This window comes from Kitasatospora sp. NPDC002543 (genome assembly GCF_053594915.1).
On record NZ_JBSFWR010000037.1, the window covers coordinates 50,185 to 69,115 of the forward strand.

An 18,931-nucleotide genomic window follows, 5' to 3' on the forward strand; every position below is an offset into this window, starting at 1 on the left:
CTGTACCTCCGTTTCCCGAATTACCAGACGTAGGCGAGAACTTCTCCGCCTACGCCCTTCTTGGCGGCCTGCTTGTCGGTCAGGAGGCCGGACGACGTGGAGATGATCGCCACGCCCAGGCCGCCGAGAACCTTCGGCAGGTTGGTGGACTTTGCGTAAACGCGCAGACCCGGCTTGCTGATGCGCTTGATGCCGGCGATGGAGCGCTCACGGTTGGGGCCGAACTTGAGCTCGATGGTCAGCTTCTTGCCGACCTCGCCCTCAGCCGGCTCCTCAACCTTGTAGGAGGAGATGTACCCCTCCTGCTGCAGGATCTGGGCGACGTGCGCCTTGATCTTGCTGGCCGGCATCGCCACGGAGTCGTGGTACGCCGAGTTCGCGTTACGCAGACGCGTGAGCATGTCTGCGATGGGGTCGGTCATGGTCATGATGGCCTCAGGCCTCTCTCGCCGTGGTTTCTCCGCACCAGGTCCCCCTGCCGCACTCTTCCGAGTGCGCCAGGGGCACAAGCACAGGGGACCTACGACGTAGTAAGACTGGGTGCGAGCCCTCTCTGACGAGGGCCACGGACGTCCATGGGAACGCCGTGGCAGGGGGCCCGACCCCACAACCTTACGGGATTCCGCAAGGAGGCCCAAAACGAGCCGGTGTGGGATCGGGCACCTCTGCTCAGCTGGCGGTGCCTAGGGCTGCTGGCCCCTCTCCGAGGAGAGGACTACCAGGAGCTCTTGGTCACGCCCGGCAGCTCGCCGCGGTGCGCCATCTCACGGAGGCAGACACGGCACAGGCCGAACTTGCGGTACACCGAGTGCGGACGGCCGCAGCGCTGGCACCGGGTGTAGGCCCGGACGCCGAACTTCGGCTTGCGCTCGGACTTCGCGATGAGGGACTTCTTCGCCATTGGCTCACGCCTCCTTGAACGGGAAGCCCAGAGCGCGCAGGAGCGCCCGGCCCTCGTCGTCGGTCTGAGCGGTGGTCACGACGGTGATGTCCATACCGCGCTGACGGTCGACCTTGTCCTGGTCGATCTCGTGGAACATAACCTGCTCGGTCAGACCGAAGGTGTAGTTGCCACGGCCGTCGAACTGCTTCGGGGAGAGGCCACGGAAGTCACGGATACGCGGCAGGGCCAGCGACACCAGACGGTCCAGGAACTCCCACATGCGGTCACCGCGGAGGGTGACGTGGGTGCCGATCGGCTGGCCCTCGCGCAGCTTGAACTGCGCGATGGACTTGCGAGCCTTGGTCACGGCCGGCTTCTGACCGGTGATCGCGGTCAGGTCGCGGATCGCGCCCTCGATCAGCTTGCTGTCACGGGCAGCCTCGCCGACACCCATGTTGACGACGACCTTGACCAGGCCGGGCGTCAGCATGACGTTCTCGTACTTGAACTGCTCCTGCAGCTGACCCTTGATCTCGGAGTTGTAACGCTCCTTGAGGCGGGGGGTCACCTTCTCAACAGACGTCTCAGACATCAGATGTCCTCACCGGTTCGCTTGGCAACACGGATCTTGTTGCCCTCGTCGTCGAAGCGGTAGCCAACGCGGGTGACGACCTTCTTGCCGTCCTTCTCCACGACCAGCTGGACGTTGGAGACGTGCACCGGGGCCTCGACGGTGACAATGCCACCCTGAGTGCCCGGGCCCGGCTTGGTGTGCTTCTTGACCCGGTTCACACCCTCGACCAGGACCTTGTTCTCAGCCGGCATGGCCTGGATGACCTTGCCCTGCTTGCCCTTGTCCTTGCCGGTGATGACCTGAACCAGGTCACCCTTCTTGATCTTCATGCTGTTCGCCATGAGTTAGAGCACCTCCGGCGCAAGCGAGATGATCTTCATGAACTTCTTGTCACGCAGCTCGCGGCCCACCGGGCCGAAGATGCGGGTGCCACGGGGGTCACCATCGGTGTTCTTCAGAACGACCGCGGCGTTCTCGTCGAAACGGATGTACGAGCCATCCGGACGACGACGCTCCTTGACGGTGCGGACGACGACGCACTTGACGACGTCACCCTTCTTCACCGAACCACCGGGGATCGCGTCCTTGACGGTGGCGACGATGACGTCCCCGATACCGGCGTAGCGGCGACCGGAGCCACCGAGAACACGGATGCAAAGGATCTCCTTGGCACCAGTGTTGTCGGCGACGCGCAGTCGCGACTCCTGCTGGATCACAGCTTTCTCCTGATCGTCAACGAGAGTCGACGGGCCGGCCGCTGCTCACATCGGCGCCCCTGCGGGGCCCGCTGCACATACGGCCGTACCTCATCGGCTTCGTTACTTGGCCTTCTCGAGGATCTCGACGACGCGCCAGCGCTTCGTCGCGGACAGCGGGCGGGTCTCCGCGAGGAGGACCCGGTCGCCGATGCCGCAGGCGTTGGCCTCGTCGTGCGCCTTCAGCTTGTTCGTACGGCGGATGACCTTGCCGTACAGAGCGTGCTTGACGCGGTCCTCGACGGCGACGACGACGGTCTTGTCCATCTTGTCGCTGACGACGAGACCCTCACGGGTCTTGCGGAAACCGCGCGTCTCGTTGGTGTTCTCAGTCATCAGGCGTTCTCCACCGTCTCGATGCCCAGCTCGCGCTCGCGCATCAGGGTGTAGATCCGCGCGATGTCCTTACGGACGAGCTTGAGCCGTCCGTGGTTGTCGAGCTGCCCGGTCGCCGCCTGGAAGCGGAGGTTGAACAGCTCCTCCTTGGCCTCGCGCAGCTTGGCAACGAGACCCTCGTTGTCCAGCGAACGAAGCTCAGCAGCCTTGGTAGCGGCCGACATCAGCTCTCACCGTCCTCGCGCCGGACGATCCGGCACTTCATCGGCAGCTTGTGCGCGGCACGGGTGAGCGCCTCGCGAGCAACCTTCTCGTTCGGGTACGACAGCTCGAACATGACCCGACCCGGGTGCACGTTCGCGATCCACCACTCCGGCGAACCCTTACCGGAACCCATGCGGGTCTCGGCCGGCTTCTTGGTGAGCGGACGGTCCGGGTAGATGTTGATCCAGACCTTGCCGCCACGGCGGATGTGACGGGTGATCGCGATACGAGCGGACTCGATCTGACGGTTCGTCACGTAGGCCGGGGTCACGGCCTGGATGCCGAACTGGCCGAACGCCAGCTCGGTGCCACCCTTGGAGGCGCCACGGCGCTTCGGGTGGTGCTGCTTGCGGTGCTTGACCCGACGGGGGATCAGCATTGGGGTCAGGCCTCCGTTCCGGTGTTCTCGGCAGCCGGAGCCTCGGCAGCCGCGGCCGCGGGGGCCTCGGCAGCGGCGGGACGACGGCCACGGCCACCGCGCTCGCCACCACGGCGGTCGCCACCGCGGGCGGGACGACCACCCTCGGGACGGGCCGGGCGGTTGCCCGAGCGGGCAGCGGCGTTCTCAGCGCGGACCTCGGCGATGTTCTTGACGTCGCCCTTGTAGATCCAGACCTTCACGCCGATGCGGCCGAAGGTGGTCTTGGCCTCGAAGAAGCCGTAGTCGACGTTCGCGCGCAGGGTGTGCAGCGGCACACGGCCCTCGCGGTAGAACTCCGAACGGCTCATCTCGGCGCCGCCGAGACGACCGGAGCACTGGACCTTGATGCCCTTGGCGCCGGACTTCATGGTGCCCTGCATCGACTTGCGCATGGCACGGCGGAAGGAGACGCGCGAGGACAGCTGCTCCGCGACGCCCTGAGCCACGAGCTGGGCGTCCAGCTCGGGGTTCTTGACCTCGAGGATGTTCAGCTGGACCTGCTTGCCGGTCAGCTTCTCGAGGTCGCCGCGGATGCGGTCGGCCTCGGTGCCACGGCGACCGATGACGATGCCGGGGCGAGCGGTGTGGATGTCGACGCGGACGCGGTCGCGGGTGCGCTCGATCTCGACCTTGGAGATGCCGGCGCGCTCCATGCCCTTCGTCATCATGCGACGAATGGCGACGTCTTCCTTGACGTAGTCCTTGTACAGCTTGTCGGCGTACCAGCGGGACTTGAAGTCCGTGCTGATGCCGAGGCGGAACCCGTGCGGGTTAACCTTCTGGCCCATTACCGGGTCCCTTCCTTGCTGCTGACGACCACGGTGATGTGGCTGGTCCGCTTGCGGATCCGGTAGGCGCGGCCCTGGGCACGCGGACGGAACCGCTTCAGGGTCGGGCCCTCGTCAACGTACGCCTCGGAGATGTAGAGGTCGTCCACGTTGGAGTGGTTGTAGTTGTGCGCGGCGTTGGCGATGGCGCTGTCGAGCACCTTGCCGACCGGCACGGTGGCGGCCTGCGGAGCGAAACGCAGGACGGCCTGGGCCTCCGTGGCATTCATGCCACGGATGAGGTCCACCACGCGGCGGGCCTTCATGGGCGTCACGCGGATGTACCGCGCCTGTGCCCTGGCTTCCATGGTTGTCCCCTTAATGGAGTAAGTCATTGAGTCTTTTTGGCGCGCAAGCTCAGCCCGTGGCCGGGAGGCCACGTTGGGCTAGTTAGCGGCGCTTCGACTTCCGGTCATCCTTCACGTGGCCACGGAAGGTGCGGGTCGGAGCGAACTCGCCGAGCTTGTGGCCGACCATCGACTCGGTGACGAACACCGGGACGTGCTTACGGCCATCGTGAACCGCGATCGTGTGGCCGAGCATGCTCGGGGAGATCACGGAACGACGGGACCAGGTCTTGATGACGTTCTGAGTACCCGCCTCGTTCTGAGCGTCCACCTTCTTGATGAGGTGGCCGTCGATGAAGGGGCCCTTCTTGAGACTGCGCGGCATCTGACCTGCTCCTAGCGCTTCTTGTTGGTCTTGCGGCGGCGCACGATGAGCTTGTCCGACGCCTTGTTCGGGCGACGGGTACGGCCCTCGGGCTTACCCCACGGCGAGACCGGGTGGCGACCACCGGAGGTCTTACCCTCACCACCACCGTGCGGGTGGTCGATCGGGTTCATGGCCACACCACGCACGGTCGGGCGAACGCCCTTCCAGCGCATACGGCCGGCCTTGCCCCAGTTGATGTTCGACTGCTCGGCGTTGCCGACCTCGCCGACGGTGGCGCGGCAGCGCGCGTCGACCAGGCGGATCTCACCGGAGGGCATGCGCAGGTGCGCCATCTTGCCCTCACGCGCCAGCAGCTGGATGCCGGAGCCGGCCGAGCGGGCCAGCTTGGCACCGCCGCCGGGACGCAGCTCCACCGCGTGGATGGTGGTACCGACCGGGATGTTGCGCAGCGGCAGGTTGTTGCCCGGCTTGATGTCGGCGCCAGCGCCGTTCTCGATCCGGTCACCCTGCGCGATGCCGCGCGGCGCGATGATGTAGCGCTTCTCGCCGTCCGCGTAGTGCAGGAGCGCGATGCGCGCGGTGCGGTTCGGGTCGTACTCGATGTGAGCGACCTTGGCCGGCACGCCGTCCTTGTCGTGACGACGGAAGTCGATCACGCGGTAGGCGCGCTTGTGACCGCCACCCTGGTGGCGAGCGGTGACACGACCGGCGTTGTTACGGCCGCCCTTGCTGTGCAGCGGGCGAACCAGCGACTTCTCCGGAGTGGACCGCGTGATTTCTACGAAGTCGGCCACGCTGGAGCCACGACGGCCCGGCGTAGTCGGCTTGTACTTGCGGATGCCCATTTGGCTCTCTCGTCCTCGTCCTAATCGACGATCACGATCCCCTGATTCAGGAGACCGGACCACCGAAGATGTCGATGCGGTTGCCCTCGGCCAGCGTCACGATGGCGCGCTTGGTGTCCTTGCGCTTGCCAAAGCCCGTCTTGGAGCGCTTGCGCTTGCCCTGACGGTTGATCGTGTTGACAGCCTCGACCTTGACCGAGAAGACCGCCTCGACGGCCTGCTTGATCTGGGTCTTGTTGGCGCCCGGCGACACGATGAACGTGTACTTGTTCTCGTCGAGAAGGCTGTAGCTCTTCTCGGAGATGACCGGCTTCACCAGGACGTCACGGGGGTCCGTGAACGTCTTGCTCGTAACGTCGCTCATCAGGCGGCGCTCCCTTCGAGCTCGCCCTCAGCGGCAACGGCCTTGGCGGACGCGGCCGGACCGGCCACGAAACGCTCGAAGGCGGCCTGGGTGAAGACCACATCGTCGGAGACGAGCACGTCGTAGGTGTTCAGCTGACCGGCGTCCAGGATGTGCACGTTCGGCAGGTTGCGAGCGGACTTCAGGCCCAGCTCGTCCGCGCGCTCGACGACCAGGAGGACGTTCTTGCGCTCGGTGATCTTGCCGAACAGGCTCTTGGCGGCCTTGGTCGACGGCGCCTCGGTCGCGGTCACGCCGGTGACGACGTGAATGCGGTTGTGGCGGGCCCGGTCGGTGAGCGCACCGCGCAGGGCGGCGGCGATCATCTTCTTCGGGGTCCGCTGCGAGTAGTCGCGCGGCACGGGACCGTGCACGACGCCACCGCCGGCGAACTGCGGCGCACGGGTCGAGCCCTGACGGGCGCGGCCGGTGCCCTTCTGGCGGTACGGCTTCTTGCCGCCACCGCGGACCTCGCCACGAGTCTTGGTCTTGTGGGTGCCCTGACGGGCCGCAGCGAGCTGCGCCACGACGACCTGGTGCATCAGCGGAACGCTGACCTTCGCGTCGAAGATCTCGGCCGGCAGCTCGATGCTGCCGGTCTTGTCGCCAGCCGGCGACAGGATGTCAATGGTGCTCATATCCTTCACAGCCCCTTCGCCGCGGTGCGGACGAGGACGAGGCCGCCGTTCGGGCCCGGGACGGCGCCCTTGATGAGCAGCAGACCCTTCTCCGCGTCGACCGCGTGCACGGTCAGGTTCTGGGTGGTCACACGCTCGTGGCCCATCCGACCGGCCATGCGCAGGCCCTTGAACACACGGCCCGGGGTGGCGCAGCCACCGATGGAACCGGGCGAGCGGTGCTTGCGCTGGGTGCCGTGACCGGCGCCGAGGCCCTTGAAGTTGTGACGCTTCATGACACCGGCGAAGCCCTTGCCCTTGGAGGTGCCGGTCACGTCGACCTTGACACCCGCCTCGAACAGCTCGGCGGTGATCTCCTGGCCCAGGGTGTACTCGGAGGCGTCCGAGGTACGGAGCTCGACCAGGTGGCGGCGCGGGGTGACACCGGCCTTGGCGAAGTGGCCCGCGAGGGGCTTGTTCACCTTGCGGGGGTCGATCTCGCCGAAGCCGATCTGGACGGCGTCGTAGCCGGCCGGGCTGTCGGCGGTGTGGACCTGGGTCACGACATTCGGCCCAGCCTTGACGACGGTCACCGGGACGACCCGGTTGTTCTCGTCCCAGACCTGGGTCATGCCGAGCTTCTCGCCCAGGATGCCCTTAATCTGCTTAGCCATCTTCGGTGCGCCTCTCAGAGCTTGATCTCGATGTCGACGCCGGCCGGCAGGTCGAGACGCATCAGCGAGTCAACCGTCTTCGGCGTGGGGTCGAGGATGTCGATCAGACGCTTGTGAGTACGCATCTCGAAGTGCTCGCGCGAGTCCTTGTACTTGTGCGGCGAGCGGATGACGCAGTACACGTTCTTCTCAGTGGGCAGCGGCACCGGGCCCGCGACCTGCGCACCAGTACGGATCACCGTCTCGACGATCTTCTTCGCCGAGGAGTCGATGACCTCGTGGTCGTAGGCCTTGAGCCGGATGCGGATCTTCTGTCCCGCCATGGCTACTCAGTAGTCCTTTGTCCTTAGTCACTGCACGACCCACATCCGACCCCCGCGCTCGGGCGTGTCGCACTCGCGCTTGCAAAAAACCGGCGAATAACTCGTCGGTTTCAAACTTTCGGGGTGGGGGGAGCCGGGTCGAGGCCCCGCACACGCTTCCCGGAAGATTCCCGTACTTTCGCCCCGCAGCTGCCGTGGCGTAGAACTCACGCTTGACGGCCATCACGGGAACGACGAGTACATGGGACTCGCTTCCGGTCCTCCCGGCGGGAGGCGCGCAGCATCGGCACTCAACCGAGCAACTTGGACATACTGCCACATGGAGCAGCCCGGATGCCAATCGGGGCCGGTGAGGCGCTCCTCACCGGCCCCGAGGGGGTGACGACCCCGGTCAGTCCCTGCGCCAGAGCACCCAGCCCCGGTCCTTGTTGTACGTCGCGACGTGCCAGCCCGGCTGCGGGTTCGGCCAGCTGTCCGCCGGCGCGACGTCCTTGCCGAGGGACACCAGGAACGCCGTGGCCTTCTCCGGCGGGGTGTTGCCGCCCTTCACGTTGTCCGACCAGACCCGGCCCCAGTACACCTCGTAGGCCATCGCCATCCGGGTGTCCCAGTCGAGGTCCCAGTCCAGCACCACGTTGTCGCCCTTGCGCAGGCCCGCCTCCTTGGCCACGCCCACCGCCTGGTACTTGCGGAACTTGGCGTGCGGCTCGGAGACGTTGTCGGTGATGACGACCGTCGCGTAGGCGGCGAACAGAGCGAGGCAGCCCACCACCGCGGCGACCACCCGCCGCCCCCCGGCCACCCGCAGCAGCAGGCAGGCTGCCAGCACCGCCAGCGCGCCGAAGCTCGTCCGGATCATGTGCAGGCCGTCCCAGGTGGAGGCCAGGAACATCGCGTCCGGCACCGTCCACGGGCTGATCCACAGCTTGAGCGCGGCACCCGCGTACGCGCCGACCGACAGCTGGATGACCCCGATCGCCACCGTGCCGACCAGCGCCATCCACAGCAGCGCCCGGACCGCGGCCCGGAACAGCGCGGCCAGGCCGACCACCAGGAACAGCGGCACCAGCACCGCGCAGTAGCGGGCGTACACCCAGTTGTCGATCCGGTCGTTGTCCGCCAGGCCGGCCGCGGAGGCCAGCGCGGTGCCGAACAGCATGGCCACCATGGTGAAGGCCACCACCCGCTCGGCCACCGTGTACCGGCGCCGGAACACCACCACCGCGCACAGCACCAGGGCGATCGCCCCGAAGCCGTACGTGGAGGTCATGAAGTACCACAGCTGCCCGAAGGTGCGGGCGATGATCGTGCCGATGTACTTGCTGTCCTCGAGGTTCTCGAAGACCTTGTTGCCGACGGTGCTCGGCGGCACGTCCTTGAACTGGTTCTCGACGAAGGCCGCCAGCAGCTTCGAGCCCAGGTACGACACCCCGAGCCCGCCGGCGCCGGCCAGCGTGGCGAGCCGCGGCGCCCAGCCGGTCGCCAGCACCACGACCAGGACCAGCGCGGTCAGCGCCACGACCACGCCGCCGCGGTCGTGGGTGGCCATGGTGTAGCCGGCCGCCAGGCCCATCCCCGCCGCGTACAGCGCGCGGCGGCGCGTCGTGCCGGGCGAGAGCCAGGCGTGCATCGCGATCAGCCAGGCCAGCAGGAGCACCGGCAGCACGGTGTCCGACATGACGAACTGGGAGTAGAAGACCACCGGCGGCACCAGCGCCACCGCGGTGCCGACCAGGTACGCGTGCGGCCGGGACAGGCCCACCCGGCGCGCCGCCGCCACCGCGAGCGGGAACACCAGCGCGTTGAGCAGCGCGTTGATGCCCATGATCAGGTGGTACGCGGTGGCCGGGTTGTCGGCGATCCGCAGCGCCGGCGAGATCAGCAGCGGGTACCCGCCGGGGATCACCACCCCGACCGGCATCTCGGTGGTCGGCCGGCCGGCCAGCACCCGCGCGATCACCAGGTACGAGTCCTCGTCGGCGTGCACCGACGGGAAGTAGTTGTGGATCGACAGCGCCAGGCGGAAGAGCACCTGTGCGCCGTACCCGAGCAGCAGGACCGCCGGCCAGAACCAGCGGTGGGCGGCGAGCACCCGCAACCGGGCCGGCACGGCCGGGGTCCGGGTGTCGGGCGCGTCGGTGCCGCCGTCCTCACCCCGGCCCGGCCCGTCGGACGTGTGGGCAGAGTCGATCAGCGGCTGCACCGAGACACTTCCCTACTTGTGTGAGTTGACGATCTCGTCATGGCCGGCTCCGGACGGCGCGCCACGGTTCCTGCCACCACTCGTCGAAGCGCATCGGCAGTGTGCCACGCAGCCGTCGGCCGGAGCCAACGCGCACCACCCCCCTGGACGACAACGCCCTGTTCGGGAACGGCGGTTCAGCCCGTGCTCCACCGCCGAGCGCGGTGCTGGCAGAATCGCGGTGTCCGGCCACCGAAACCACACACCGCCTCCGCACCGAACCGCTGCGGGAAGCAGAAGGACCGAACAGTGACGACCAGCGTCCAGCCCGCCCCCTCGCCGGGCAGGCACCAGGGCATACCGCCCAGTCAGGGGAGACGGGCAGCCGCCCTCCGCCTCCCCGCCGTCCTCTGGACCGCGGAGATCCTGACCGCGGCCGCGGCAGCGCTGTTCATGACCGGGCTGGCGTGGACCGTCCACCTGAACCCGATGTCGAGGATCGGCCAGGTCAGCGGTCTCGCCGCGCTCCAGCTCCGGCTCCTGCTGGTGCTCGGCGTCGTCGTCCTCGTCCTGGTGCCGGCCATGCGGCGCTGGGCGGAGCTCCCGGTGCGGTTCGCCGCCGCCGCGGTCGCCGGTCTGTCCTCCGGCGTCCTGGCCGCCGGCGTCTCGCTGGCGCTGCGCGACACCAACTGGCCGCTGTACGCCCAGCAGGGCGACTCCGGCAGCCTGCAGGCCTGGGTCGGCGCCCTGTTGGACGGCAAGTCCCTCGACGGCGCCTACCCGCCGCTGTTTCCGCACATCGTCGCCTTCATCACCGAGTACGTCACCCACGGACAGGTCGGCTACGCGCTGAAGATCGCCGACCTGGTGTTCGTCGCGCTGCTCGGCCCGCTCGCCTACCTGTCCTGGCGCCTGCTGCTGCCCCCGCTCTGGGCGCTCGGCATCGGCGTCACCGCCGCGCTGCCGATGGCGCAGCCGTACAAGCCGTACACCACCTTCGTGCTCGTCGCCTTCCTCCCCCTGGTGGCGAAGCTGATGCAGCTCCTGCAGCGCGCGCCGGAGCTCTCGCGCCGCACCGCCGCCGTCCGGGGCGCCGTGCTCGGCCTGGGGATCGGGCTGCTGTTCCTCCTCTACTCCGGCTGGTTCGTGTGGTCCGCCGCCGGAGTGGTGGTGCTCACCGCGGTGCTGCTGCTGCGGGCCCGCCGGACCGGTGGGACGCCCGGCCTGCTCAACGCCCTCTCCGCGATCGGCGCCGCCGGCGCGGTCTTCCTGCTCGTCGCCGGTACCTACCTGGTCCGGCTGCTCGGTTCCGCCGGCAGCACCGTCGACCGCTACTGCTACTTCGACACCTACACCGAGCCGACCTACTTCGCGATGTGGCGCGACGACCTCCCCGGCACCGACGGCCAGAGCACCTGGCCGGTCCCCGGTGAGATCGGCGGGGTCGGCCTCTTCACGATCCTGCTGCTGGTCGGCCTGGGCGTGGCACTGGCCCTCGGAATCGGCCGGGCCACCGTGCTGACCGCCGCCGCCTGCACCGCGAGCGCCCTGCTGATGCGCTACTGGTACGCCTCCCACATGGAGCGCGACCAGGCCGTCATGCTCTACCCGCGCACCAGCGCGCAGCTGCTCTACTGCCTGCTCGTCCTCGTCGGCCTGGCGTGCTACCTGATCGTCCGCCGCCGTCAGAGCGCCCCCGCGTCGTCCTCCGCCGCCGGACCGGCCGAGGAGGCCGGCCGTCGGCTCCCGCTGCGGCTCAACCCGCGCGGCGTGGCCATCGGCGCCGTCTGCTCGCTGGGCCTGCTCTTCGGCATGGCCGGCTCCGCCACCGCCAGCAAGTACATGCCCGACCCGCACTGGGGCCCGGGCGCGCTGGCCTGGATAGCGCAGAGCACCGCCGACACCGAGGGGCACTGCTCGCGCTACGCGCCCAACGGGGAGTGCAAGCAGCCGAGGGACATCAGCGACCTGCTCGTGCCGGTGCCCGACACCGGGAAGCTGATGTGCCCGAAGGTCAACCCGTACCCGCCGCGGCAGCCCGACCCGATGGGTCCCAAGGACAACGGGCTCAACTGACCCGCCGCGGGGCGGCCCCCGCAACGGCACTGGGCCGGTACTCCGAGTTCGGAGTACCGGCCCAGTGCCGTACCTGTCAGGGCTCGCGAGCGGTCAGTGCCGCTCTCCCCCGGTCAGCGCGTGGCGGACCAGGACCTTGGCGCCGGCCCGCTGGCCGCGCTTCAGCGCGCCCGGCAGCATGGTCAGCGCGTGCAGACGGGAGGCGCTGCGGAATCGGGCCGCCCGGGCGGCCTTCGGCCAGCCGCGGGCGTCCATCCGCTCCGCCACCGCGTTGAAGTACCGTTCCGCCTCGGTGAACCGGGTGCCGGAGAAGGCCTGCACCGAGGACTCGCTGACGGCGTGCCGGCGGTACTGGAAGACGACGGTGGTGTTGTCCACCATCATCTGCTCCCCGCGCTCCAGCAGGTCGACGACCAGGGCCAGGTCCTGGATCACCGAGTACTCGTCCCGGAAGTTGACCGCGCGCAGCGCCTCGCCCCGCCAGCAGATCGACGGGAAGTAGAGCCAGTTGCCGCGCAGCACGCTCGCGGCCAGCTCCTCGCCGCCCATCAGCCGCCGGCCCTTGACGGTCGGCGCGTAGATCTTCTCCTTGACGTTGTCCGCCAGGCCGGAGCGGCTGACCTCGCCGCTGCCGTCGATGACCTCGACGCCCGGCTGGACCATGCCCAGGTCCGGGTTCGCCTTGAGAATGCCCCGGACGGTCTCCAGGTAGTGCGGGTGCAACAGGTCGTCGCAGCCCATGATGACCACGTGGTCGGCCGTGGACAGCTCCACGCACTTCTGGAAGTTCTTGGTGATGCCGAGGTTCTGCTCGTTGCGCAGGTAGCTCACCCGGTCGTCGCCGAGCTCGGCGAACCAGCCCGGGACGTCCGGCTCCTTGCCGTCGTCGATGACGGTCAGCCGGAAGTCCCGGTCGGTCTGCCCGAGGATGCTCCGGACCGCGGCCTGCATCAGTGCCACGTCGCCGTAGTACGGCAGCATGAACTCGAAGGTGGCCACGCGATCAGGCCTTGCTGCGGTCGACCGGAGCCGAGACCGGCAGGTCCAGGTCGAAGCGCTCCTCGTTCAGGCGGGCACCCTCGTTGATGGCCACGGTGCGCGCCAGGTCCGTGAGCTTCTTCTCCAGCGAGCGGAAGCGCAGGAAGGTGTTCAGGGTCAGGAAGCCCATCCCCAGCACCATCACGTACAGCACCAGGTCGGTGCCTCGGCCGACGCCGAGCTGGTGGGCCAGCCAGGTCACGTCGGTGGGACGCAGCACCGCGTAGATGTTCACGACCACGAAGACCGAGAACGCGATGCGCTTCCAGGCGCGGGTGTTGGCACGGTCCCAACGCCGGATGAACATGAAGGCGAGAGTGACCGAGCCGAGAATGAGAACCAGCTGGATCCAGAAGAATTTCATCGGCGGCTACGCTCCCGCAGCGAGATGTCGAAGATGATGTTGACGCCGTTGATCAGGGACTGACCCTTGGCGCGAGAGTAGTCGGTGTACAGGATGTCCACCGGGAGCTCGGCGACCCGGAGGTCCGAGCCGGCGAGGAAGCTGACGATCTCCGACGCGTGCGCCATGCCGTTCATGGTGATCCGCAGCCGACCGGCGGCCTCGCGGTTCAGCACGCGCAGGCCGTTGTGGGCATCGGTCAGCTTGAGCTTGCGAGCGGTCGGGCTGACGGTCGCCGCGGTGCGCAGGACGACCCGCTTGATCCACGGCACCTGGCCGTTCTGCTCGATGAAGCGCGAACCGAGGACGACGTCCGTGTCGCCCTCCCGCAGCAGTGCGACCATCTTCTCGACGTCGCCGGTCTGGTGCTGGCCGTCGGCGTCGAAGGTGGCGAAGTACTTGGCGCCCGGCTGGGCCAGGGCGTAGGCGAGGCCGGTCTGGAGGGCGGCACCCTGACCGAGGTTGACCGGGTGGCGCACCAGGTGCGCGCCGGTCTCCATGATGTGCTTGGCCGAGTCGTCGCCGCTGCCGTCATCGACCACCACGATGTTCGGGAACGTCTTTCGCGCCCCCTCCACAACGTCGGCGATCACCTGGCCCTCGTTGTAGGCCGGGATCACCAGCCAAACATCGTCGTACTGGGACACGGAGGCTCCATGAATGGGGTCTGGCCCGCGCTGCTGCGCGGCGATCTGTAGGTGAGGGGCGGACACGGTCAGTCACCGGCCGTCCGGCTGCTCAACACCGCGGCGTTCGGGTCCCCCGACTGCTGGACGGGGCCGGCGGCGTTCGTCGCCGAACGGGCGAAACTCTGCCTCAGCACCGCCAGCATACCGAGGACGGTGGCCACCGAACCCGCCGTGTACGCGATGACCACACGGGTGGACACCTCGCCCGGCATGAAGGTGACCCCGGCGAGGACCACGGTGCCGACCGCCCAGCAGAGCAGCTGAAGGTTGTGTCGCTTGAATACCATCAGCGCCTGGCCGAGCACCATCGCGAACATGTACGCCACGGTTCCGGCGGACAGCCAGAAGAAGTCGAGGCAGCCGAGCACCGGCTTGGCGCCGAACAGCACCTGGATCAGCCAGGGGCCGAGGGCGACCGCCGGGATCCCGCCGAGCACGCCGAGCGCACCGACGACGGCGCCGATCTTCTTGAGCATCCCGGTGAACGCGGCCCGGTCCCCGACCGCGATCGCGGCGGAGAGGCCGCTCAGCAGCGAGGCCTGCAGCGAGCCGAAGACGAACAGCGGCACCCGGGCCAGCACCAGCGCGTTCAGCAGCGCGGCGATCAGCGCGGAGTCGGTGGGCGCGAGCAGCTTGGTGCTCACCACGGCCGCGTTCACCACGACCTGCGAGAGCAGCGTCGAGCAGATCAACAGGCCGAGGCCGGAACAGAGTTCGGACCAGCCGACCTGCTCGCCGGGCTTCACCGCGCGCAGCAGCGGCGGCAGCGTGACGATCGTGGCGATGATCGGCGCGACGGCCAGGATCAGGCTGAACGCGAGCGCCGAGTGCACCCCGGCCACACCGCAGGCGAAGGCCAGGCCGATCCGCAGGCCGCCGTCCAGGCCGAGCTGGGTGCCGTAGGCGCCGAAGCGGCCGAGGCCGGCCAGCACGCCGCGGGTGAGGTAGCAGACGGCCATGCCGGTGAAGGCCCCGCCGAGCGCCAGCACCAGCGAGCGGTCGCCGTGGAACATCGACCGGGCGATCGGGCCGGAGCCGGCGGCGAGGGCCGCCAGGACGACCCCGAGGATCCCCGCGGTGAGCAGGGTCGCCCGGCGCAGCACCGGCGCGGCGCCGTGGCCGAGCGCCGCGCGCGCCGCGACGATCCGGGTGAGCTCCTGCTCGATCGGGAAGAAGACGCCGATGCCGACGGACATCACGATCGTCCACAGCAGCGAGACGTTCGCCATGTCGTCGACGGACAGGCTGTGGCCCGCCACTCCGAGGTGGATGTAGGAGGCGGCGCCCAATACGACGGTGCCGCCGGCCACCGCCAGGGTTCCCGGCGGTAGCGCGGCAGCCACCTTCGTCAGTGCGTTCTTCACTGAGGTCTGTCGCTCTCCGTGGTCCGGGCCGTGGCGGCCAGTTCGGCGAAGACGGGGCGGGCCAGGGCCTCGGCCAGCATGGCGCGCCACTCGGGCAGCGGTGCCAGCCCGGCGGCGGCCCAGCGGTCGTGGGCCAGCACGCTGAAGGCCGGCCGGACGGCCGGGCGCACGAAGGCCTCCGACGTGGTCGGGCGGATCCGCTCCCGGTCCAGCCCGCTCAGCGCGTAGGTCTCACGGGCCAGTCCGCACCAGGTGGTCCGGCCGCTCGCGGTGCCGTGGTAGACCCCGGCCGGGGCCTGTCCGGCGAGCGCGGCGCGGCCGAGCTCGACCAGGCGGCCGGCCAGCGCGTACGACCAGGTCGGCTGGCCGTGCTGGTCGTCCACCACGTCCAGGGTGTCCCGCTGGGCGGCGAGCTTGAGCATGGTGGCCACGAAGTTCGGGCCGTGCTCGCCGTACAGCCAGGCGGTGCGCACGACGTAGCCGCGCTCGGGGAGCAGTTCGGCGACGGCCCGCTCCCCCACCAGCTTGCTGCGGCCGTACGCGTTCACCGGGGCCGTCGGGGCGTCCTCCGGGCAGGGCTCGGTGGCGTCGCCCGGCAGGACGTAGTCGGTGGAGACGTGCAGCAGCCGCGCGCCGGTCTTGGCGCAGGCCGCGGCGAGGTGGCGCACACCGGTGCCGTTGACGGCGGTGGCGGCCTCCTCCTCGCTCTCCGCGGCGTCGACGTTCGTCCAGGCGGCGCAGTTGACCACGATGTCGTGGCCCTCGACGGCGGCCAGGACGGCCGCCGCGTCGGTGATGTCGAGGTCCGCCCGGCGCAGCGCGGTGACCTCGGCGGACCCGTCGGCGCCCAGCACCGACAGCAGGTCCTGCCCGAGCATCCCGGCCGCGCCGGTGACCAGCCAGCGCACGGGCGCGGCGGCGTTCGCGGTCACTTGGCCAGGGCCGCCTTCTGCTTCAGCGGCTCCCACCAGGCGCGGTTCTCGCGGTACCACGCGATGGTCGCGGCGAGGCCGTCCTCGAAGCGGACCTGCGGCTCGTAGCCGAGCTCCTCACGGATCTTGCTGATGTCGATCGAGTAGCGGAGGTCGTGGCCCTTGCGGTCCTCGACGTGCTCGACCATGTCCCAGCCGGCGCCGGCGGCCTCCAGCAGCAGGCCGGTCAGCTCCTTGTTGGTCGCCTCGGTGCCGCCGCCGATGTTGTAGACCTCGCCCGCGCGGCCGTTGCGCATGACCAGCTCGATGCCCCGGCAGTGGTCCGAGACGTGCAGCCAGTCGCGGATGTTGCCGCCGTCGCCGTACAGCGGCACCTTCTTGCCGTCGATCAGGTTGGTGGTGAACAGCGGGATGACCTTCTCCGGGAACTGGTAGTGCCCGTAGTTGTTGGAGCAGCGGGTCACCACGACGTCCATGCCGTGGGTGCGGTGGTAGGCCAGCGCCAGCAGGTCGGAGGAGGCCTTGGAGGCCGAGTACGGGGAGTTCGGCTCCAGCGGCCAGGTCTCGGTCCAGGAGCCCTCGTTGATCGAGCCGTACACCTCGTCGGTGGAGATGTGCACGAAGCGGCCGACGCCGTGCTTGCGGGCCGCGTCCAGCAGGACCTGGGTGCCGACGACGTTGGTCAGCACGAACGGGCCCGCGCCGGCGATCGAACGGTCCACGTGGGACTCGGCGGCGAAGTGCACCACCACGTCGTGGCCCGGCATGACCTGGTCGACCGCGTCCGTGTCGCAGATGTCGCCCTGGACGAAGGTGTAGCCCGGGTGGTCGGCCACCGGGGCCAGGTTCTCCAGGACACCCGAGTAGGTGAGCTTGTCAAAGACCGTGATCCGGGCGTTCTCGTCAGCCCCGAGGAGCTGACGGACGAACTCCGAACCGATGAACCCGGCGCCGCCGGTCACGAGGATGCGCATAATGCGCGTAGTCTACCGCCGCCCGAACGCCCTCCCGACCCGGCCCCTCCCGCGTTCACGGATCTCGAATAGGGTGCACCCATGCGTGGAATCCTCCTGGCCGGCGGCACCGGCTCGCGGCTGTGGCCCCTGACCCGTGCGGTGTCGAAGCAGCTCCTCCCGGTCTTCGACAAGCCGATGATCTACTACCCTCTCTCGACCCTGGTGATGGCCGGGATAAGCGAAATCCTGATCATCACCACCCCGAACGACCGGGACCAGTTCGAACGGCTGCTGGGCGACGGTTCCCAGTTCGGCCTGAAGCTCGAGTACGCCGTCCAGGAGAAGCCCGAGGGCATCGCCCAGGCCTTCGTGCTCGGCGCGGACTTCATCGGCGACGAGCCGGTGGCCCTGATCCTCGGCGACAACATCTTCCACGGCACCGGCCTGGGCACCGCGCTCACCGAGCACTCCGACATCAAGGGCGGCCGGGTCTTCGCCTACCCCGTGGCCGACCCGACCGCGTACGGCGTGGTCGAGTTCGACGAGACCGGCCAGGTCATCTCCATCGAGGAGAAGCCGGCCGAGCCCAAGTCCCGTTACGCCGTCCCCGGCCTGTACTTCTACGACAACCGGGTCGTCGAGATCGCCCGCACCCTGAAGCCGAGCGCCCGCGGCGAGCTGGAGATCACCGCCGTCAACGACGCGTACCTGCGCACCGGCGACCTGCACGTGACGATCCTCGACCGCGGCACCGCGTGGCTGGACACCGGCACGTTCGTGTCGATGGTCCAGGCCTCGGAGTTCGTCCGGGTCATCGAGGAGCGCCAGGGCTTCAAGATCGGCTGCATCGAGGAGGCCGTCTGGCGGGCCGGCCTGATCGACGACGCCCAGCTGCGCGAGCTCGCCGAGCCGCTGCTGAAGAGCGGCTACGGCCAGTACCTGGTGGCCCTGCTCGACGAGGCGGCCGCCAAGTGAAGTTCCGTGAGCTCTCCATCGAGGGGGCCTTCGAGATCACCCCTCAGGTCCACGGCGACGCCCGCGGCCACTTCACCGAGTGGTACCGCTTCGACCTCCTCGCCGAGGTCGTCGGCCACCCGCTGGACCTGGCCCAGGCCAACCTGTCGCTCTCCGCCAAGGACGTCGTCCGCGGCATCCACTTCGCCGACGTCCCGCCCGGTCAGGCCAAGTACGTGGCCTGCACCCGCGGCGCGGTGCTGGACGTCATCGTCGACCTGCGGGTCGGCTCGCCGAACTTCGGCAAGTGGGAGTTCGTCCGGCTGGACGACACCGAGCGCAAGGCCGTCTACATCCCGGAGGGCCTCGGCCACGGCTTCTGCGCCCTGACCGACGACGCCACGCTGACCTACCTCTGCTCGGCGACGTACAACCCGACCGGCGAGCACGGCGTGCACCCGCTGGACCCGGAGCTCGGCATCGAGTGGCCGACCGACGCCCCGCAGCTCTCGGCCCGCGACGCGGTGGCGCCCTCCCTCTCGGAGGCGCTGGCCACCGGCCTGCTGCCGGACTACGAGGCCTGCAAGGCCTACACGGAGTCGCTGAGGCAGCGGTAACGGCGGAAGCCGGCCCACAGCGGAGGGGGCGAAGTTGGGGTGGAAGCCGACGCCTTCGGTGCCGGCCACGCAGTGCGGCGGCCAGCTGTCGACGTAGTCCGGCTCGTCCGAGAAGTGGTCGCC

The 18,931-nt window shown here is 69.0% G+C and carries 26 protein-coding genes and 1 pseudogene; 3 read left to right on the plus strand and 24 right to left on the minus strand.

Features of this window, described 5'->3' with window-relative positions; all coding sequences use genetic code 11:
* Positions 1-20: 20 nt before the first annotated feature.
* The 17 genes from rpsH to ACWD4P_RS17970 form a co-directional block, all read right to left on the minus strand.
* A complete protein-coding gene (gene rpsH / locus ACWD4P_RS17890) occupies positions 21-428 on the minus strand; it encodes a 30S ribosomal protein S8 (protein ID WP_030280781.1) in 408 nt (135 codons plus the stop codon).
* 287 nt (positions 429-715) lie between these two features.
* Positions 716-901 (minus strand): type Z 30S ribosomal protein S14, encoded by a 186-nt coding sequence (locus tag ACWD4P_RS17895; RefSeq protein ID WP_030055830.1) that lies wholly within the window; start codon positions 899-901, stop codon positions 716-718.
* A gap of 4 nt (positions 902-905) precedes the next feature.
* The gene (gene rplE, locus ACWD4P_RS17900) at positions 906-1,475 is read right to left on the minus strand and encodes a 50S ribosomal protein L5 (protein ID WP_359820418.1); all 570 of its coding nucleotides are present in this window, start codon (positions 1,473-1,475) and stop codon (positions 906-908) included.
* Positions 1,475-1,786, minus strand: a complete 312-nt coding sequence (rplX, locus tag ACWD4P_RS17905) for a 50S ribosomal protein L24 (RefSeq protein ID WP_030232484.1) — start codon at positions 1,784-1,786, stop codon at positions 1,475-1,477. The genes rplE and rplX overlap by 1 nt, the downstream gene beginning before the upstream one ends.
* Positions 1,787-1,801: 15 nt before the next feature.
* Positions 1,802-2,173, minus strand: coding sequence for a 50S ribosomal protein L14 (rplN, locus tag ACWD4P_RS17910; protein ID WP_030300391.1), 372 nt, complete (start codon positions 2,171-2,173; stop codon positions 1,802-1,804).
* A gap of 102 nt (positions 2,174-2,275) precedes the next feature.
* Complete coding sequence (rpsQ, locus tag ACWD4P_RS17915) at positions 2,276-2,548, minus strand: 30S ribosomal protein S17 (RefSeq protein WP_030055826.1); 273 nt, start codon at positions 2,546-2,548, stop codon at positions 2,276-2,278.
* A complete protein-coding gene (gene rpmC / locus ACWD4P_RS17920; protein ID WP_030232478.1) occupies positions 2,548-2,772 on the minus strand; it encodes a 50S ribosomal protein L29 in 225 nt (74 codons plus the stop codon). Before rpmC ends, rpsQ begins: the two co-directional genes overlap by 1 nt.
* Entirely contained in the window at positions 2,772-3,191 is a 420-nt protein-coding gene (gene rplP, locus ACWD4P_RS17925) for a 50S ribosomal protein L16 (RefSeq protein WP_030300385.1), read from the minus strand. Before rplP ends, rpmC begins: the two co-directional genes overlap by 1 nt.
* 5 nt (positions 3,192-3,196) lie before the next feature.
* Positions 3,197-4,021, minus strand: coding sequence for a 30S ribosomal protein S3 (rpsC, locus tag ACWD4P_RS17930; protein ID WP_359820416.1), 825 nt, complete (start codon positions 4,019-4,021; stop codon positions 3,197-3,199).
* Positions 4,021-4,368, minus strand: a complete 348-nt coding sequence (gene rplV / locus ACWD4P_RS17935; RefSeq protein ID WP_030280773.1) for a 50S ribosomal protein L22 — start codon at positions 4,366-4,368, stop codon at positions 4,021-4,023. Before rplV ends, rpsC begins: the two co-directional genes overlap by 1 nt.
* Before the next feature lie 82 nt (positions 4,369-4,450).
* Positions 4,451-4,732, minus strand: a complete 282-nt coding sequence (rpsS, locus tag ACWD4P_RS17940) for a 30S ribosomal protein S19 (RefSeq protein ID WP_035848164.1) — start codon at positions 4,730-4,732, stop codon at positions 4,451-4,453.
* Between the two features lie 11 nt (positions 4,733-4,743).
* Positions 4,744-5,580, minus strand: a complete 837-nt coding sequence (gene rplB, locus ACWD4P_RS17945; RefSeq protein ID WP_030232466.1) for a 50S ribosomal protein L2 — start codon at positions 5,578-5,580, stop codon at positions 4,744-4,746.
* A 46-nt stretch (positions 5,581-5,626) separates the two neighbouring features.
* Positions 5,627-5,944, minus strand: a complete 318-nt coding sequence (gene rplW / locus ACWD4P_RS17950) for a 50S ribosomal protein L23 (RefSeq protein WP_030280768.1) — start codon at positions 5,942-5,944, stop codon at positions 5,627-5,629.
* The gene (rplD, locus tag ACWD4P_RS17955; RefSeq protein ID WP_207810336.1) at positions 5,944-6,621 is read right to left on the minus strand and encodes a 50S ribosomal protein L4; all 678 of its coding nucleotides are present in this window, start codon (positions 6,619-6,621) and stop codon (positions 5,944-5,946) included. The genes rplW and rplD overlap by 1 nt, the downstream gene beginning before the upstream one ends.
* 5 nt (positions 6,622-6,626) lie before the next feature.
* Positions 6,627-7,274 (minus strand): 50S ribosomal protein L3, encoded by a 648-nt coding sequence (rplC, locus tag ACWD4P_RS17960; protein WP_031063055.1) that lies wholly within the window; start codon positions 7,272-7,274, stop codon positions 6,627-6,629.
* A gap of 14 nt (positions 7,275-7,288) precedes the next feature.
* Positions 7,289-7,597 (minus strand): 30S ribosomal protein S10, encoded by a 309-nt coding sequence (gene rpsJ, locus ACWD4P_RS17965; protein ID WP_012785157.1) that lies wholly within the window; start codon positions 7,595-7,597, stop codon positions 7,289-7,291.
* 391 nt (positions 7,598-7,988) lie between these two features.
* The gene (locus ACWD4P_RS17970; protein ID WP_449780200.1) at positions 7,989-9,800 is read right to left on the minus strand and encodes a hypothetical protein; all 1,812 of its coding nucleotides are present in this window, start codon (positions 9,798-9,800) and stop codon (positions 7,989-7,991) included.
* Between the two features lie 288 nt (positions 9,801-10,088).
* Here ACWD4P_RS17970 and ACWD4P_RS17975 point away from each other — a divergent pair, with 288 nt between their 5' ends.
* Positions 10,089-11,855, plus strand: coding sequence for a hypothetical protein (locus ACWD4P_RS17975; protein ID WP_449780201.1), 1,767 nt, complete (start codon positions 10,089-10,091; stop codon positions 11,853-11,855).
* A 93-nt stretch (positions 11,856-11,948) separates the two neighbouring features.
* Here the strand turns inward: ACWD4P_RS17975 and ACWD4P_RS17980 are convergent, their stop codons facing one another.
* The 6 genes from ACWD4P_RS17980 to rfbB form a co-directional block, all read right to left on the minus strand.
* Complete coding sequence (locus ACWD4P_RS17980) at positions 11,949-12,854, minus strand: glycosyltransferase family 2 protein (RefSeq protein WP_359820407.1); 906 nt, start codon at positions 12,852-12,854, stop codon at positions 11,949-11,951.
* A gap of 4 nt (positions 12,855-12,858) precedes the next feature.
* The gene (locus ACWD4P_RS17985; RefSeq protein ID WP_359820404.1) at positions 12,859-13,257 is read right to left on the minus strand and encodes a DUF2304 domain-containing protein; all 399 of its coding nucleotides are present in this window, start codon (positions 13,255-13,257) and stop codon (positions 12,859-12,861) included.
* A complete protein-coding gene (locus ACWD4P_RS17990; RefSeq protein WP_359820402.1) occupies positions 13,254-13,943 on the minus strand; it encodes a glycosyltransferase family 2 protein in 690 nt (229 codons plus the stop codon). The genes ACWD4P_RS17985 and ACWD4P_RS17990 overlap by 4 nt, the downstream gene beginning before the upstream one ends.
* A gap of 68 nt (positions 13,944-14,011) precedes the next feature.
* Complete coding sequence (locus tag ACWD4P_RS17995) at positions 14,012-15,349, minus strand: lipopolysaccharide biosynthesis protein (protein WP_449780202.1); 1,338 nt, start codon at positions 15,347-15,349, stop codon at positions 14,012-14,014.
* A complete protein-coding gene (gene rfbD / locus ACWD4P_RS18000; protein ID WP_359820396.1) occupies positions 15,346-16,281 on the minus strand; it encodes a dTDP-4-dehydrorhamnose reductase in 936 nt (311 codons plus the stop codon). The genes ACWD4P_RS17995 and rfbD overlap by 4 nt, the downstream gene beginning before the upstream one ends.
* Positions 16,278-17,255, minus strand: coding sequence for a dTDP-glucose 4,6-dehydratase (rfbB, locus tag ACWD4P_RS18005; protein ID WP_359820394.1), 978 nt, complete (start codon positions 17,253-17,255; stop codon positions 16,278-16,280). The genes rfbD and rfbB overlap by 4 nt, the downstream gene beginning before the upstream one ends.
* Before the next feature lie 81 nt (positions 17,256-17,336).
* On the opposite strand from rfbB, the gene rfbA reads away from it, so the two are divergent.
* Both rfbA and rfbC read left to right on the plus strand, forming a co-directional pair.
* Entirely contained in the window at positions 17,337-18,212 is an 876-nt protein-coding gene (gene rfbA / locus ACWD4P_RS18010) for a glucose-1-phosphate thymidylyltransferase RfbA (protein ID WP_359820391.1), read from the plus strand.
* Positions 18,209-18,808, plus strand: a complete 600-nt coding sequence (gene rfbC, locus ACWD4P_RS18015; protein WP_359820388.1) for a dTDP-4-dehydrorhamnose 3,5-epimerase — start codon at positions 18,209-18,211, stop codon at positions 18,806-18,808. Before rfbA ends, rfbC begins: the two co-directional genes overlap by 4 nt.
* A 21-nt stretch (positions 18,809-18,829) precedes the next feature.
* Here the strand turns inward: rfbC and ACWD4P_RS18020 are convergent.
* A pseudogene (locus ACWD4P_RS18020) lies at positions 18,830-18,931 on the minus strand (nicotinamidase); the annotation flags it as partial.

Excerpts from the sequence above, each read along its gene's own strand:
- rfbB (WP_359820394.1), bottom strand. The coding sequence starts at position 17,255 with ATGCGCATCCTCGTGACCGGCGGCGCCGGGTTCATCGGTTCGGAGTTC.
- rplE (WP_359820418.1), bottom strand. The coding sequence starts at position 1,475 with ATGTCTGAGACGTCTGTTGAGAAGGTGACCCCCCGCCTCAAGGAGCGT.
- rplB (WP_030232466.1), bottom strand. The coding sequence starts at position 5,580 with ATGGGCATCCGCAAGTACAAGCCGACTACGCCGGGCCGTCGTGGCTCC.
- rpsS (WP_035848164.1), bottom strand. The coding sequence starts at position 4,732 with ATGCCGCGCAGTCTCAAGAAGGGCCCCTTCATCGACGGCCACCTCATC.
- rpmC (WP_030232478.1), bottom strand. The coding sequence starts at position 2,772 with ATGTCGGCCGCTACCAAGGCTGCTGAGCTTCGTTCGCTGGACAACGAG.
- rplX (WP_030232484.1), bottom strand. The coding sequence starts at position 1,786 with ATGAAGATCAAGAAGGGTGACCTGGTTCAGGTCATCACCGGCAAGGAC.
- rplV (WP_030280773.1), bottom strand. The coding sequence starts at position 4,368 with ATGGAAGCCAGGGCACAGGCGCGGTACATCCGCGTGACGCCCATGAAG.
- ACWD4P_RS17985 (WP_359820404.1), bottom strand. The coding sequence starts at position 13,257 with ATGAAATTCTTCTGGATCCAGCTGGTTCTCATTCTCGGCTCGGTCACT.
- rplW (WP_030280768.1), bottom strand. The coding sequence starts at position 5,944 with ATGAGCGACGTTACGAGCAAGACGTTCACGGACCCCCGTGACGTCCTG.
- rplP (WP_030300385.1), bottom strand. The coding sequence starts at position 3,191 with ATGCTGATCCCCCGTCGGGTCAAGCACCGCAAGCAGCACCACCCGAAG.
- rplD (WP_207810336.1), bottom strand. The coding sequence starts at position 6,621 with ATGAGCACCATTGACATCCTGTCGCCGGCTGGCGACAAGACCGGCAGC.
- ACWD4P_RS17895 (WP_030055830.1), bottom strand. The coding sequence starts at position 901 with ATGGCGAAGAAGTCCCTCATCGCGAAGTCCGAGCGCAAGCCGAAGTTC.
- rpsQ (WP_030055826.1), bottom strand. The coding sequence starts at position 2,548 with ATGACTGAGAACACCAACGAGACGCGCGGTTTCCGCAAGACCCGTGAG.
- rpsC (WP_359820416.1), bottom strand. The coding sequence starts at position 4,021 with ATGGGCCAGAAGGTTAACCCGCACGGGTTCCGCCTCGGCATCAGCACG.
- rpsJ (WP_012785157.1), bottom strand. The coding sequence starts at position 7,597 with ATGGCGGGACAGAAGATCCGCATCCGGCTCAAGGCCTACGACCACGAG.
- rfbA (WP_359820391.1), top strand. The coding sequence starts at position 17,337 with ATGCGTGGAATCCTCCTGGCCGGCGGCACCGGCTCGCGGCTGTGGCCC.
- rpsH (WP_030280781.1), bottom strand. The coding sequence starts at position 428 with ATGACCATGACCGACCCCATCGCAGACATGCTCACGCGTCTGCGTAAC.
- rplC (WP_031063055.1), bottom strand. The coding sequence starts at position 7,274 with ATGGCTAAGCAGATTAAGGGCATCCTGGGCGAGAAGCTCGGCATGACC.